Origin of the sequence: Coleofasciculus sp., from assembly GCF_046565525.1 — a bacterium.
GTDB lineage: Bacteria > Cyanobacteriota > Cyanobacteriia > Cyanobacteriales > Coleofasciculaceae > Coleofasciculus.
In genome coordinates this window covers 16103-29876 of sequence record NZ_JBKHUP010000028.1, presented here as the reverse complement: position 1 = coordinate 29876, position 13774 = coordinate 16103, and the positions used below count along the sequence as shown (strand labels likewise).

The following is a 13774-nucleotide window of genomic DNA, read 5'->3' as shown; positions in this document are numbered from 1 at the left end:
CGTCATTTGTCTTATGTCATTTGTTTGTTCATGTAGGGGCGAAGCATTTGGGGGGCTACCTGATCATACTTGTCTAAAATGTTTTACCCAAATGCTTCGCCCAACTCCGGTGATGTCGTTGATAGATAAAACGGATCAAATCGGGGCGGGTTTAGTCACATCTGGGTTAAGTCAGAAACGATAGTAGTGAAACCCGCCCCTACACATCGGGTTCCCGCGAAGGTTGTCAAGGGTATTTCACCCCTCAACTCGCTTCTACCAACAAATTCTGATACGCCGCCTCAATCCGTTCCACTTCCGATGAGACATCAGTCTCTAATTTCCTCAACCGCTCTAATTCTGCCCCATTATTAATCTCATGGGACTCTTTTTGAGCGATTAAATTATCCAACTCTGACTTACGCGCCTGAATATCATCATTCATCCGTTCCGTCACTTCTCGCTCATACACATCAAAGCATTCTTTCACCGCATCGTGAATCGGTTGCCATTGTTCTCGTGCTACCTGGGGTAAATATTTAACTAACTCTTTCTTCGCCGCTTTCACCAACTCCTTCCGCGCTTGATCTGCTTGTACAACCCCAACCCCTAACCCCAATAACGCCAATCCCACAGGTCCCAAAACAACCCCTGAAACCGCAGTAATCATCGCCCCTACACCCATCACCGTAATAAAATTAAGGGCAATATTTTTCCAATCAAACCCCGCCCCCGCCATGGCTACCCCAGCAATATTTCCCCTTGCCAAGGAAAAGAGTCCCGCTGCCCATTTTGCCCAAGCGGGAGAATTGTCTTCTGGGGTTGTCCCAATCACTGGAGTTATGCGTTGTCCGGTTAACTTCTCGGTAATTTTCTCCGTAACTTTGGTATAAGATGCGCCATAACTGGCGGCACTTTTCGATAACTGCAAAAACGCGCTATCCATCTCTTTTTCAGCCGTTAAACTCCAGGCAGATAATTTATCATTTATATACCGCTCAAATGCCTGTTGCAATCCCGCTTCAAAGGATTCCCGTCTCCCTCGACTCAAAAAATCCATGAATTGAAAATCCGGCTGATACTGCATGAAATCAGCTTCAAAGCTATTCCCCAAATTTAAAACATAATTCCGGAAGGAATCCGCCACCGCCTTTGCCTTACTATCCCGTACCGATTTGATTTCAGCTTGGAACTGTTGACAGATATCATTGAGCTTCTTAAATTCAGGTTCTACCGAATTAATCCGTTCTTTTAATCCCTTTACATCCTGTTCTAACAACGGAATCCGCCGTTCAATCGCTTCTCGCACATGACTATACCCTTGACGCGCCAAGGTTCTGGCTTGGCGAAATTCAGCCACGGCTCGTTCGGTGGTCAAAAATGTACTTAATGCGCCCATAAATTCAGGAAATCCAGTTCCTTCCAGAGACGATGTTGGCTGCTTCACTCGTAACCGCAGCGCTTTAATCGCGGAAATCTCAAACACTCGTTCATCATAGATATCATACCCATCGACTTGACAGTAATCGGCTAAATTTGCTCGAAACACGCGCCGCACTTTATCTTCCGATTCTGCTAATTCTTCCGGATCATCCGGATCAATCAAACTTTCGCGAATCTGATCCCAAGCATTAATTAAAAAGAAAACTGATAATCCCCGATCCTTAATATAATTTTCTAAATAACGGCGTTCGGCTAAAGTACAAGGCTGAGTTGCCCGCAGTACAAATAAAATCGCATGGCAATTATTGATATATCCCAGAGATAACTCGTTTCGGGCTTCGGTATCATTGAGTCCCGGACTATCGACAATTTCTATACCTTTTTTTAATAACGCTAATGGATATTCTACGACAGCATAATCAACATTAGGAAACGCCTGTTTTTTCTGTTGTTCCAGTTGCTTGGCTTCAGCGGGGTCAATCGTGTAGCGGCGCTTAAAACTCTTAAAATCAATATCTTCGGGGGGTGTACCATCATTAAAATGAACGGTGACTTTTTTTTCCGGTCCATACCGCAAAACGGTTAATAAGGCTGTACAGGGATTAACATCTGAGGGTAATAAATTCTCGCCAATTAAGGCATTGAGAAACGTACTTTTGCCCCGTTTCATATCACCCAAAACCAGCAATCTGAATACACCTTGTCGTAAATTTGTACTGGCTCGGCTTAAATCATCAATATCCCGTTCCAACCCCAAACCGCCAGAGGTATCCTTGCCGGCGGCTTCCCCTTGTTTAAGGGTTTGGGCGATTTCACCCAGACTCCTGGCGACTTGCGATCGCACTTTGGCAACGCGCTCTAAATTATTCAGGAAACTGTCTGTTTCTATTTTATAACTCATTGTTGATTTCTCCCTATACCATGCGTTTAGTGATCATAACCGATAAAATAGCTAAGTATTGTCTACCCGCTCCTTTGTTTCAGGTTAACCCGGTATTAACCCTGACTCCTCATACAGGGATTCAATCTGCCAGTATTGGGCTAAAATATCACTATCTAACTGTCTCAATCGCTTTAACTCCGTTTGGTGATTGATTTCACGACCTTTTTTTTGTTGCAGCAAGTTCTCTAATTGAATTTGGTGGGATTGAATATCATCATTAATGCGTTGAATTACGTCTTGCTCATACCGTTCAAAACAGTCACCAACTGCTTTGCGAATGGGTTCTTGTTGCTCCTGTGCCAATTGGGGTAAATAGTTAACAAACTGCTTCTTCGTCGCTTTAATCACAGCTTGACGCCCTTGTTCAGCTTGCATGGCGCCCACTCCCAAACTCAGCAGCACTAATCCTAGGGGATTCCAAAACCCTAAAGGAGTCAAAACTACCGCTAACCAATTAACCAGAATATTTTGCCAATTAAAACCAACAGCAGCTAAGGCGACACTGGCTATATTTCCTGAGGCTAAGGAGAAAAAACCCATTGCCCATTTTGTCCAAGTGGGTGACTCCTCCCCTGAGTCAACTGGAACTCTTGAGGGTAGGGTTTGCCCAATTAATTTATTGCTCATAGAATCAACAACCTGATTATAGGTTGCACCATAATTAGCCGCACTTTGGGCAAGTTGGGAAAAGGCTTCTTTCAAAGCATCCTCCGCTGTGCGTTCCCACGCGGCTAATTTATCCTGAAGATATTGCTCCAAGGCTTGCTTCAATGCAGCATTAAACGTCTCCCGTTTCTGCTGTTGTAAGAATTCCAAAAGGTCAATTGTCGGCTGATAGGGAAAAAAATCTGATTCAAACGTCGTTTCTAAGTTCAGCACATACGTCTGAAATGAATTAACTATTTTCTTGACGTTTGTATCCCGTAGGGTACGAATTTCCTCACGGAATTGATCGCGAATTTGGGTGAGTTGTTCAAACTCAGGATCAACCCCCTGAATCCGTTGTTTCAATCCCTCAATATCTTGATCCAGTAAGGGAATTCGCCGTTCAATGGCTGCGTGAGTGCGGCTATAAACTTGACGCACCAGAGTTCTGACTTGCCGTAATTGTGCCACAGCCCGTTCTTGAGTTAAAAAGGTATTCAATGCCCTTAAAAATGGGGGAAATCCTGTGCCTTCTAGAGAATCCTGGGGTTTTTTTAACCGCCGCCGCAAGGCTGGGAGGGAAGATATCTCAAACACTCGTTGATCATAGTAATCCTGTCCATCGTTTTTACAGTAGTCAGCTAAATAGGTTTTAAATACAGTCCGTAACCGATTTTGAACCTGCTCAAGTTCGTCTAGATGATCTGGATTAATCAATCCTTTGCCGATTTCATCCCAAGCGTTAATCAGAAAAAAAACAGTTAATCCCCGCCCTTTGATATAATTCTCTAGATAGCGGCGTTCCTCCAGCGTGCAAGGCTGCATTGCCCTGAATACAAACATGATCGCGTGGCAATTGTGGATATAGTTAAGGGATAATTCATTCCGGGCTTCGGTATCGTTCAGCCCCGGAGTATCTACAATTTCGATTCCCTTTTCTAAGAGGGGTAAGGGATATTCGACAACGGCATGAGATACATCAGGAAATGCTAAACTATTCTCGGCTTCTCGGCGTTTTGCTTCGCTGGGTTTGATTGTATAGGTTTGCTTAAAACGGACAAAATCGATAGATTGAGAGGAGTTATCTCCTTTAAAATACACCGTGACTTTTTTTTGAGTTCCGTAGCGTAAAACTGTTAGCAGGGCTGTACAAGGATTGACATCGGCTGGTAATAAATTCTCGCCAATTAAGGCATTGAGCAACGTACTTTTTCCCCGTTTTAAGTCTCCTAAGACCAATATTCTAAATACAGTTTGTTGTAAAGTTTGGCTAGCTCGGCTTAAATCCTCAATATCCCGTTCCAACCCCAAACTCCCAGAGGTATCCTTTACCGAGGCTTCCCATTGTGCCAATGTTTGGGCGATTTCACCCAGACTTTTGGCGACTTGCGATCGCACTCTGGCAACTTGCTCTAAGTTATTCAGGAAACGGTCTGTTTCTATTGTATAACTCATGGTTTATTGATTCCTTAAGCATTAGTTGATCCCAAGCGCGATCGCGAGAATGGTGGGTTTAGTCCAGTTATCAGTTTTGGGCAAAACGTTATCCGTAAAATTGACCCCAACCACCGATAAAATAGGTGGGCAATGCCCACCCTACAATGTGTTTAAGTTTAACCCGGTACTAACAATAACTCCTCATACACCGATTCAACCTGCTGACATTCAGCTAATACATCAGCATCTAAACCTCTCAACCGCTTTAACTCAGTTTGTCGATTAATCTCACGAGATTCTTTTTGCTTGAGCAAGTTATCTAACTCAGCTTGGCGAGATTCAATATCATCATTCAGGCGTTGAATCACTTCCCGTTCATAACTATCAAAACAATCTTTAACCGCTTGACGAATGGGTTCTTGTTGTTCCTGGGCGAGTTGTGGTAGATATTTAACAAACTCCTTTTTTGTCGCTTTCATCACTTCTTGGCGGGCTTGTTCAGCTTGCAGTGCGCCCACGCCCAACCCCATTAAAGCCAATCCGATGGGATTCCAAAACGTTAATCCAGTAAAAATCAATAAAAAGCTGCTAATCCCAATTACCGCCAACCAATTAACCAGGATGTTTTGCCAATTAAACCCAGCGGCGGCTAAGGCGACACCCGCCAAATTTCCTGATGCTAAAGAGAAAAAACCCATCGCCCATTTTGTCCAGCTAGGTGACTCCTCTCCTGAGTCAACCCGCACTCCCGGCGGTATCCTTTGCCCAATTAATTTCTCAGTCATAGAATCAACAATCTGATTATAGGTGGCGCCATAGTTAGCCGCACTTTGGGCAAGTTGGGAGAACGCCTCTTTTAAATAATCCTCCGCCGTGCGTTCCCACTCCGCTAATTTATCCTGAATATACTTCTCAAAAGCTTGCTTTAATGCAGCATTAAACGCCTCCCGTCTCTGCTGTTGCAAGAACTCCAGAAAGTCAATCGTCGGCTGATAGCGCAAGAAATCCGATTCAAATGTCTTTTCTAAGTTCAGCACATAAGTGCGAAATGAATCCGCCACCCCTTTTCCTTTTGTATCCCGCACGGTACGAATTTCATCCTGAAATTGATCTCGGATTTGGGTGAGTTGCTCAAACTCCGGTTCAACTCCCTGAATCCGTTGTTTCAATTCCTGAATATCTTGGTCGAGTAAAGGAATCCGCCGTTCAATGGCTTCGTGAGTGCGGCTATAAACTTGACGCGCCAGAGTTCTAGCTTGGCGTAATTGTGCCACAGCGCGTTCTTGGGTCAAAAAGGTATTTAGCGCCCCTAAAAACGCCGGAAATCCTGTTCCTTCCAGTGAATCCTCTTTTGTTTTCACCCGCCGCCGCAATGCTTCGAGGGAGGAAATCTCAAACACTCGTTCATCATAGCAATCGTGTCCCTCTTTTTGACAGTAGTCAGCCAGATAGGTTTGGAATACGGTGCGTAACCGATTTTGGGCGACCTCAAGTTCATCGGGATCATCGGGATCAATGAGTCCTTTGCTGATTTCATCCCAAGCGTTAATCAGAAAGAAAACCGTTAATCCGCGCCCTTTAATATAATTTTCTAAATAGCGGCGTTCTTCCAGCGTACAAGGCTGCATTGCCTTGAATACAAACAAGATCGCGTGGCAGTTATGGATATAGTTGAGTGATAATTCATTCCGGGCTTCGGTATCATTTAGCCCAGGACTATCAACAATTTCGATACCTTTTTCTAAGAGGGGTAAGGGATATTCGACAACAGCATAATCAACCTCTGGAAATGCCGAGCTTTTCTCGACTTCGAGGCGTTTGGCTTCGGCGGGATCGATGGTATAGTTTTGCTTGAAACTGGCAAAATCGAGGGATTCTGGTGGTTTATCTCCTTTAAAATAAACCGTAACTTTTTTTTGCGTTCCGTAGCGCAAAACCGTCAGCAGGGCTGTACAAGGATTCACATCTGCGGGTAATAGGTTTTCACCAATTAAGGCATTGAGAAATGTACTTTTCCCCCGCTTCAAGTCTCCTAATACCAGCAGCCGAAATAAGCCCTTCTGCAAATTATCGCTGGCAATCCGGATATCTTCACTTTCCCGTTCTAGACCCAATTTCCCGGAGGCTTCCTCAGCATCCAACTCCGCTTTTTCCAGCCGTTTGGCAATTTGACTCAGATGCATCGCCGCTTGATGACGCACTCTCACCACGCGCTCCAAATCCCTGAGTAAGCTGGTATTATCCACGGTATGGCTCCTAGTTTTTTGTAATTAACGCTTTGGGGAGATGAAGGCAGGTTTTACCGCTTCACTTCGTTCGGGGAACCGGGTGTGTGAGGGTGTAGGGGTTCTTTTCACAATGATCGTGTTTGACCTCAACCCGATGCAACTCGCGCCCGCCCCGATCAAATGCAAGATTAAATTCCCTGTTCCCTGTTGCCTAAGACTTCTTGCGATCGCCTTCGAGGAAAAGCTTATACCCAATAAAGCCAATAACGCCGACAATCATGATCGTCGCGATCGCAGCACTAACCCGCACAATCAGAACAGTCGCCACGACAAAGACTAAGAACTTACCGAACATCACCAGCTTCCTCCCCCACCGCTGCAGCTTTCCTTCCGGTTGCTCATGCTTAACGGTTTGGTACAGAGGAGGTGGATTAATTTCCGCTTCCAGTTCGCGCAGCCGGAGTTCTCGCTCGCGTTGGATCAGGTCGTGTTCCCGGCGCTGAAGCTCCCGGTCTTCATTATTGGGAGAAGTCATTTCAGTTCATCCTAGTCGGGGAATTAATTATGATAGGTTATGGAAAGGTTAAAGAAACCTGGCACTTTAGGGAGTCGTTTTCACCATAAATTTTCTCTTACTTTAACCTTAGAGCCTCAGCATCTGCTAGATCCCGTTAAAAAACTTTAGGGCAAACCCCCCCAGCTCCCAGACGTAGCGTGCTACGTCTCTACACCGCTCCCCCCGCTCCCCCCGCTCCCTCTGCTCCCTCTGCTCCCTCTGCTCCTTCGCTCCTCCGCTCCTCCGCTCCCCCAGCATTATTCGTGTTGCGTTGGCTGATGTTGAGCATCAACCAGAGTTTCTTTAGATTGATCGAGTAAACCCTTACCAGAAGACGTGCGCTTTTTGGCATTAGTTGACGAGTCTACATGAGTGATGTCGTCATGCAGATGAATCTGAATTTTTGGTCCGGAACTCGCCAGACGAATAATCATCCCATCCACAACCGACATTTGGGTAAAGCGTTTCCCATCGATATAGGTTCCGTTAGCACCTAAGCTGATAATTCGCCAAATTGAACCATTTCGTCGCAGTTCGACATGGTGACGTGAAACGACGGCGCTATATAAAATGACATCATTATCCGTAGACCGCCCAATCCGAATCACTGATTCCGACTTAAACGGCCAACTTTGAACAGGTACAGACTGGAGAGGATGCAGCAGGGTCAGAGTAATCACCGGTGTTACATCATTCAAAAACGTGGGTCCTTACAACTGAATACTTCTAGAGCTTTCCATAAATCTAGGAACTGGATTTGGGCAAGAGCTATTCTCTGCTGAGACAGTTTTTACTCTTGGTTACAGGATAAAGGAATGCTCGGCAAGTAGTTTACCAACAAAGACTGCCATAATCACACCTTTTATTTTCAGGCTACCACTGGTTGACATCCTCCCTCAGCTTCAGCGAATAGGCAAGGGACTTAGGACAATTGGAACAAAAACGTGACCAGATCGCCTTTGCCTAGGCTAATGCGATCGCCTGTGCGTAAGCGATGACGATCGCCACTCGGTAAAGGGGTATGGTTAACATAAGTCCCATTAGCGCTGCCCACATCTTCAAGATAATAAATATCTCCCTCGACACGAATATCCGCATGAACTCTGCTTACAATCTCAGAATTAGGGAAACCCGACACATCAACGTCAGGGGGAATCTGATCGTTAGGTTTACCGATATGAATCACACGGATATGGGAGGGTAATTCAATCTTGTTCTGGGTTTGTAGGTGCAGCAGATAAACCGACTGCACCTGTAATTGGGTTTTAGCACTACCCGGAGTTGGAGTCGCTACAGGGGGCGGGGGTGGGGCTGTTTGCTCCTCCGGTAAGGTTGTCTTTTCTTCTGTTGTCGTCCCGGGTTGACTAACCATGGTAGCTGGTAGCTCAATACCGGGATCAGGTGGCGGGTCAGGCGTGAGTGATTGGGAACTCATTGAGAGAGGTTCGGGTTCAATTAGAGGGTCAGGGGGGTCTAAATCGGGTACATCGGGAGCCGACATCGGAGCTGATGTTGCGGGGCTTCCCGTCGAGCCACTGGCTTTTAGGTTAAACCCACATTGACCGCAGAAGCTAGCGTCTGTTTGAACTGTTGTACCACAGTTGGGACAACTCATGGTTGCGGGTAAGGGAGTATAGCAGGCTTCGCATTGAGTCGCACCGTCTGGATTTTGGTGATTGCAGTTAGGGCAAACAATCATAAGCCATTCAAAATTTACGCATTCAAAATTACCAACAAAAGCGGTTTAACAAACAGATGAGGGCAAAACCGCTGAAAACCTCTGGGTAAGCATGAGCCTTACTCCTTCATCAAAGCACAATTAAGCGTTCTACCTTAATAACTTGTTACATCAGCTCGCTAGCTCTGTCTGCGTTTCACCTCTTGACCCGCAAGCTCATCTAAAAGCCACCACAATTCACCTTGAGGCTGAATGAACCGCGCCGGATAGGTCAAGGGGTCAGCCTGATCAGCAAAGATTTGAGCCAGTGCGGGCTGCTTTCCCGCCCCCGCCACGAGAAACATGACACAATGGGCTTGGTTAATCAAGGGTACAGTAAAAGTAATCCGAGGTTGACCATCTTTATTGCCCACAGTAACCCGGCGATCGCAAACCTGTAGGGCTTGGGTATGAGGAAACAGAGACGCCGTATGGGCGTCGTCACCAATGCCCAATAAAATCACATCAAATTCGGGAAACTCACCTGCTGCTACGCCAAAGAACTCCCCCAGTTGAGCATCGTGCTTGGAGGCGTCTGCTTCGGGAGACTCACCATCTGTGGGTATGGGGTGAATATTCGTGGGTGGGATATCGACGTGATCCAACCAAGCCTGACGTGCCATCTTTTGATTGCTATCCGGGTGATCTGCCGGAACATAGCGTTCATCGCCCCAAAAGATATGCAGTTTATCCCAGGGTAGATTCTGAGTGGCTAGGGCTTCATAGAGCGGCTTGGGTGTACCTCCCCCCGCTAAAGCCAGAGTACAGCGACCTGAGCGTTGGATTGCCTCCTGTATCTTGGTCAGGACAACATCAAGCGATCGCTCAATTAGCGCCGCCTTATCGGGCAAAACTTCCACAATTTTTGTCACGAATCTGTGATCCTCCTCAAAAGGTTACTGCGATACCCATGCCAGTTTAGAACTATCGTGACATACTCCCGACACTTATCCTTCGGATAAAGTGCGGGCTTCTCCATCCCGTTTCCAAGACTTCGCGTTTTTGAGTGAGGCGATGCCCAACCCCACTTTTTTAATTAAAATACCCGAACACAGATCTCGTGGCATGGAAGCATTGCAGTGGTGAAGTAGATCACAGGGGAACCGCTCAAACTTGTCCCAACTGTCGCGTCGAGTTCAAAAAGGAACTTGATTTGCCCTAGGAGGATTTCACTATGAGCAAGTCCCTCTACCTAAGTGAACCCTAATTTTTCCATACTGTATCGGGTACACTCTCTTCTAGGGTAAGCAAAAAAGTACATGGAAACCAGCTTGCCCAGTAAAGTAGAAAGTGAACCATAACAGTCGTCTGAGGCATGAAAAGTAGTACGATGTATTCTTCGTTCACGGGTTTGGCACTTAAGATAGTCGGGCTGATCATGATCCTATCGTCCCTTTTGGATTATCTGGTGCTGATTATTCCCTCTCCTGGGGTTAGCCCCCTTGAGAGTTCATGGCAGCTTAATTTAACCACCCAACTGGTTGATCGGGGTGTTATCCCGATGGTGGGAATTGCTTTTTTGGTGGCGGGATATTGGATCAGCAATAACAGTGGTGGCTCATTACCTGAGCGAAAATCGTCAATAAGCGACTTGAGATTCTGGGCATTTTTACTCTCCAGCCTATTGGGATTACTCTTTCTGTTGCTCGTCCCCTTGCACTTTAACAATGTCCGCATCCAAAGCAATCAAGCGATCGAACAGATTGGTCAGCAAGCCCAGCAAGCCGAAACCCAACTCGACACTCAAGTTGATCAAATTGGCGCTCTGCTTCAAGATCCACAACAGCTCGAACGACTAGACCAAGCCATTGAAAGCGGTCAAGCCCAAGGAGAGCAACTCGCGCGACTCCAGGCTCTGCGAGAACAATTGATGGCTCTTAGACAAGATCCCGACGCTATCGCTCAAAGAACTGAGCAAGCTCAGACTCAAATCCGGGGTCGTAAACAAGAACTTGAGCAACGCGCCCGAGCTGAGGCTTTGAAAACAGGTATCCGTATCGGTTTAAGCAGCTTACTCCTAGCCATTGGCTACAGCATTATTGGCTGGATGGGATTGCGTAACTTGGGCAGTTAATCTGTAAGTCATTGCTATGGGAGCAAAAGGTGGAAAGGTTTGATAACAGTCTCCAAATTGTCAGTTTATACAGATTTGCGATTCAATAGAAGATACAGAGAAACACCCTAATCACCCCTTCGGAAATAACGAATAACCTCTATTCGACCCAGTTGCCAACTGCTGCAGGTAATCCCCAGTTCGGCTTGTGTGTGCCATCGGTGACGACTGGCATTAAAGCGGATTGGGGTTCTCAATTTGAGAGAAGCTTTTTAGTGGGACTCATGTTTTTACAACCTTTGACATGTTCTCGATTTATATCCTGACCTACAACGAAGAACGAGATATTCAAGAGTGCATTAACTCAGCGCTGCTGTGTGATGACATAATTGTGGTGGATTCGTGTAGTAGCGATCGCACCGTAGAACTTGCCCAACGCTATCCCGTGCGAGTTGTACCTCATGCTTTTGAAAGTCACGGGCGTCAGCGCACTTGGATGCTGGAACACATCCCTACCAAGTACGAATGGGCTTACATCCTAGAAGCGGATGAACGGATGACCCCAGCCCTATTTGCTGAATGCCTAGAAGCCATAAAGGACAACGATTATGTAGGATATTATGTTGCCGAACAAGTCATGTTCATGAATCAATGGATTCGTCACTGTACTCAGTATCCCCGTTACCAACTCCGTTTACTGCGAAAAGGTCACGTCTGGTTTACCGATTATGGTCATAGCGAACGGGAAGTCTGTAATGGAGCGACAGGATTCTTGAAACAAACCTACCCGCACTATACCTGTGGTAAGGGATTTACGCGCTGGATTGAAAAACATAACCGCTATTCCACCGATGAAGCCAGGGAAACCTTAAGCCAGCTTGAACAAGGCACTGTCAACTGGGGGGCTTTATTGCTGGGGCGATCAGAAGTGGAACGGCGTCATGCCCTCAAAGATCTGTCTCTACGGTTGCCCTTTCGTCCATTGTTACGCTTTTTCTATATGTACCTTTTCCTGGGAGGCTTTCTGGATGGACGCGCTGGCTTTACCTGGTGTACCTTACAGGCATTTTACGAATATCTAATTACCCTCAAGGTTTGGGAACTCAAGCAGTAACAACAGCCCTAACTTGATACCATTGACTCCCAACTCTCTTTCTCTTTATTTCCCCGCCTCCTATGAAACGCGCTATAATTTCATAGGAGGCAAATCAAGTGTTAAACCTGACTTACGAATTCAAGGCAATTCCAACATCAGAGCAAGTCCAGATAATCGAACACACGCTAATAGTGTGTCGCCAGGTCTGGAATTATGCTTTGCGCCAAAGGAAGGATTGGATTAATTCTCGTAAGTGTCAAATTAACGCTTGTTCACTCGAATCAGAATACATCATCCCAGCCGATGCCCCCTATCCTAACTACGCTCAACAGTGTAGGGCATTAACAAAAGCCAAAACCGAATTCCCAGAACTAGCAACCGTTAACGCTCAGGCATTGCAGCAAGTCCTTAAAAGACTGGAAGCGGCTTTTGTGGACATGAAGCGTAATGGAATGGGTTTTCCTCGGTTTAAGAACCGATATCGAATGCGATCATTTGTTTACCCACAGTTGGGAAAAGGTCAACTCTTAAGGAAAAATCAAGTCAAACTTCCCCAGTTAGGCTGGCTGGAATATATTAAGTCACGAGAAATTCCAGACGGTTTTGTGGTAAAGCAAGCTCGAATCATTCGCAAAGCGTCTGGATACTTCGTACAGCTATCGCTAAAGTGTGACGTATCTGTTCCCAATGTCATGGATGGTGGTCATCCGGTAGGGATAGATCTAGGGTTAGACAAGTTCGTTGCAACTTCTGATGGGCTTGTGGTTGATAGACCTCGATTCTTGAACTCACTGCACCGTAAGCTGAAATTGCTACAACGCTCTCTTAAGCACAAGAAGAAAGACTCCAACAATCGTCACAAATTGAATCGGAAGATTGCCAGGTTACATCAGCGCATTAGCGACACTCGAAAAGACTGGCACTTTAAATTAGCTCACAAACTGTGTGACAGTGCTGGAATGATATTTGTTGAAGATATCGATTTTCGAGTGTGGGCAAAAGGTCTGTTTGGGAAACATACTTTAGATGCTGGATTTGGGCAGTTCGTCAGCATCCTCAAATGGGTGTGTTGGAAGCGTGGTGTGTACTTTGGTAAAGTGAACAAGGATTACACCTCCCAGGTCTGCCCTCAATGCGATGCCCATACGGGGAAAAAGAAACTCAAAGATAGAGTTCATTCTTGTCCGGAATGCGGTTACACAACACATAGAGATGTAGCAGCCGCACAAATCGTCCGTAATCGTGGACTGTCTGAGGTGGGACGCATCTTGGACATTAAAGAAAATGCTTGTGGAGACGGTCTGACGGGGACGGGAAACCGTCTAGTTAAGAGTTCGAGAAGCAAGAACAAGGGTAGAGAGGCGCGACTTCAGTCCGCCTCGTAACATCCTTTAAGAATCCCCCTTCTTCAGATGGGGGAGTACGTCAAAGCTTTGTCATCTAAAACAAGAATCCATAGGTAAGAGTTGTTAAAAATAATGGAATATTTCATCGGCAACCGCAGTGATGCGACATCCTCCACTACCCTAGAGTCAGCCAGGAAACAAAGGCAACGTGAGAAATGACACCCCAATCCCCTCGGCAACCTTAATTCGGAAACCTTAATAGAGATATCAATACTTGCAACAATTCTTAACAAGCTTTACAACTAAAGAGAGAACCCTCGACCAAGAGTAC

11 protein-coding genes are annotated in these 13774 nt (G+C 46.0%); 3 read left to right on the top strand and 8 right to left on the bottom strand.

The window, feature by feature from the left end; genetic code table 11:
- Positions 1-244: 244 nt before the first annotated feature.
- The 8 genes from ACLGGO_RS12330 to ACLGGO_RS12295 all read right to left on the bottom strand — a co-directional run bounded on the left by ACLGGO_RS12330 (position 245) and on the right by ACLGGO_RS12295 (position 10328).
- A complete protein-coding gene (locus ACLGGO_RS12330; protein WP_446336613.1) occupies positions 245-2323 on the bottom strand; it encodes a dynamin family protein in 2079 nt (692 codons plus the stop codon).
- A gap of 84 nt (positions 2324-2407) precedes the next feature.
- On the bottom strand, positions 2408-4465 hold the full coding sequence (locus ACLGGO_RS12325) for a dynamin family protein (RefSeq protein ID WP_446419537.1): 2058 nt from the start codon (positions 4463-4465) through the stop codon (positions 2408-2410).
- 158 nt (positions 4466-4623) lie between these two features.
- The gene (locus ACLGGO_RS12320; RefSeq protein ID WP_446419536.1) at positions 4624-6693 is read right to left on the bottom strand and encodes a dynamin family protein; all 2070 of its coding nucleotides are present in this window, start codon (positions 6691-6693) and stop codon (positions 4624-4626) included.
- A gap of 193 nt (positions 6694-6886) precedes the next feature.
- On the bottom strand, positions 6887-7210 hold the full coding sequence (locus tag ACLGGO_RS12315) for a hypothetical protein (RefSeq protein WP_446336616.1): 324 nt from the start codon (positions 7208-7210) through the stop codon (positions 6887-6889).
- 278 nt (positions 7211-7488) lie between these two features.
- Positions 7489-7911 (bottom strand): FHA domain-containing protein, encoded by a 423-nt coding sequence (locus ACLGGO_RS12310; RefSeq protein WP_446336623.1) that lies wholly within the window; start codon positions 7909-7911, stop codon positions 7489-7491.
- Between the two features lie 242 nt (positions 7912-8153).
- Complete coding sequence (locus ACLGGO_RS12305; protein WP_446336617.1) at positions 8154-8930, bottom strand: FHA domain-containing protein; 777 nt, start codon at positions 8928-8930, stop codon at positions 8154-8156.
- A gap of 158 nt (positions 8931-9088) precedes the next feature.
- On the bottom strand, positions 9089-9820 hold the full coding sequence (gene pgl / locus ACLGGO_RS12300) for a 6-phosphogluconolactonase (protein ID WP_446419535.1): 732 nt from the start codon (positions 9818-9820) through the stop codon (positions 9089-9091).
- Between the two features lie 331 nt (positions 9821-10151).
- Positions 10152-10328: a hypothetical protein gene (locus ACLGGO_RS12295; RefSeq protein ID WP_446419534.1), complete on the bottom strand. Its 177-nt coding sequence runs from the start codon at positions 10326-10328 to the stop codon at positions 10152-10154.
- Here ACLGGO_RS12295 and hpsJ-B point away from each other — a divergent pair.
- The 3 genes from hpsJ-B to ACLGGO_RS12280 all read left to right on the top strand — a co-directional run bounded on the left by hpsJ-B (position 10327) and on the right by ACLGGO_RS12280 (position 13482).
- Positions 10327-11022: a hormogonium polysaccharide biosynthesis protein HpsJ gene (gene hpsJ-B / locus ACLGGO_RS12290; RefSeq protein WP_446419533.1), complete on the top strand. Its 696-nt coding sequence runs from the start codon at positions 10327-10329 to the stop codon at positions 11020-11022. The genes ACLGGO_RS12295 and hpsJ-B overlap by 2 nt on opposite strands.
- A gap of 283 nt (positions 11023-11305) precedes the next feature.
- Positions 11306-12115, top strand: a complete 810-nt coding sequence (locus ACLGGO_RS12285; RefSeq protein ID WP_446419532.1) for a glycosyltransferase family 2 protein — start codon at positions 11306-11308, stop codon at positions 12113-12115.
- A 98-nt stretch (positions 12116-12213) separates the two neighbouring features.
- The gene (locus ACLGGO_RS12280; RefSeq protein WP_446419531.1) at positions 12214-13482 is read left to right on the top strand and encodes an RNA-guided endonuclease InsQ/TnpB family protein; all 1269 of its coding nucleotides are present in this window, start codon (positions 12214-12216) and stop codon (positions 13480-13482) included.
- The last annotated feature ends 292 nt before the right edge of the window (positions 13483-13774 follow it).

Coding starts and splice junctions, on each gene's coding strand:
- ACLGGO_RS12285 (WP_446419532.1), top strand. CDS start 11,306: ATGTTCTCGATTTATATCCTGACCTACAACGAAGAACGAGATATTCAA.
- ACLGGO_RS12325 (WP_446419537.1), bottom strand. CDS start 4,465: ATGAGTTATACAATAGAAACAGACCGTTTCCTGAATAACTTAGAGCAA.
- ACLGGO_RS12315 (WP_446336616.1), bottom strand. CDS start 7,210: ATGACTTCTCCCAATAATGAAGACCGGGAGCTTCAGCGCCGGGAACAC.
- ACLGGO_RS12295 (WP_446419534.1), bottom strand. CDS start 10,328: ATGATCAGCCCGACTATCTTAAGTGCCAAACCCGTGAACGAAGAATAC.
- ACLGGO_RS12330 (WP_446336613.1), bottom strand. CDS start 2,323: ATGAGTTATAAAATAGAAACAGACAGTTTCCTGAATAATTTAGAGCGC.
- ACLGGO_RS12305 (WP_446336617.1), bottom strand. CDS start 8,930: ATGATTGTTTGCCCTAACTGCAATCACCAAAATCCAGACGGTGCGACT.
- hpsJ-B (WP_446419533.1), top strand. CDS start 10,327: ATGATCCTATCGTCCCTTTTGGATTATCTGGTGCTGATTATTCCCTCT.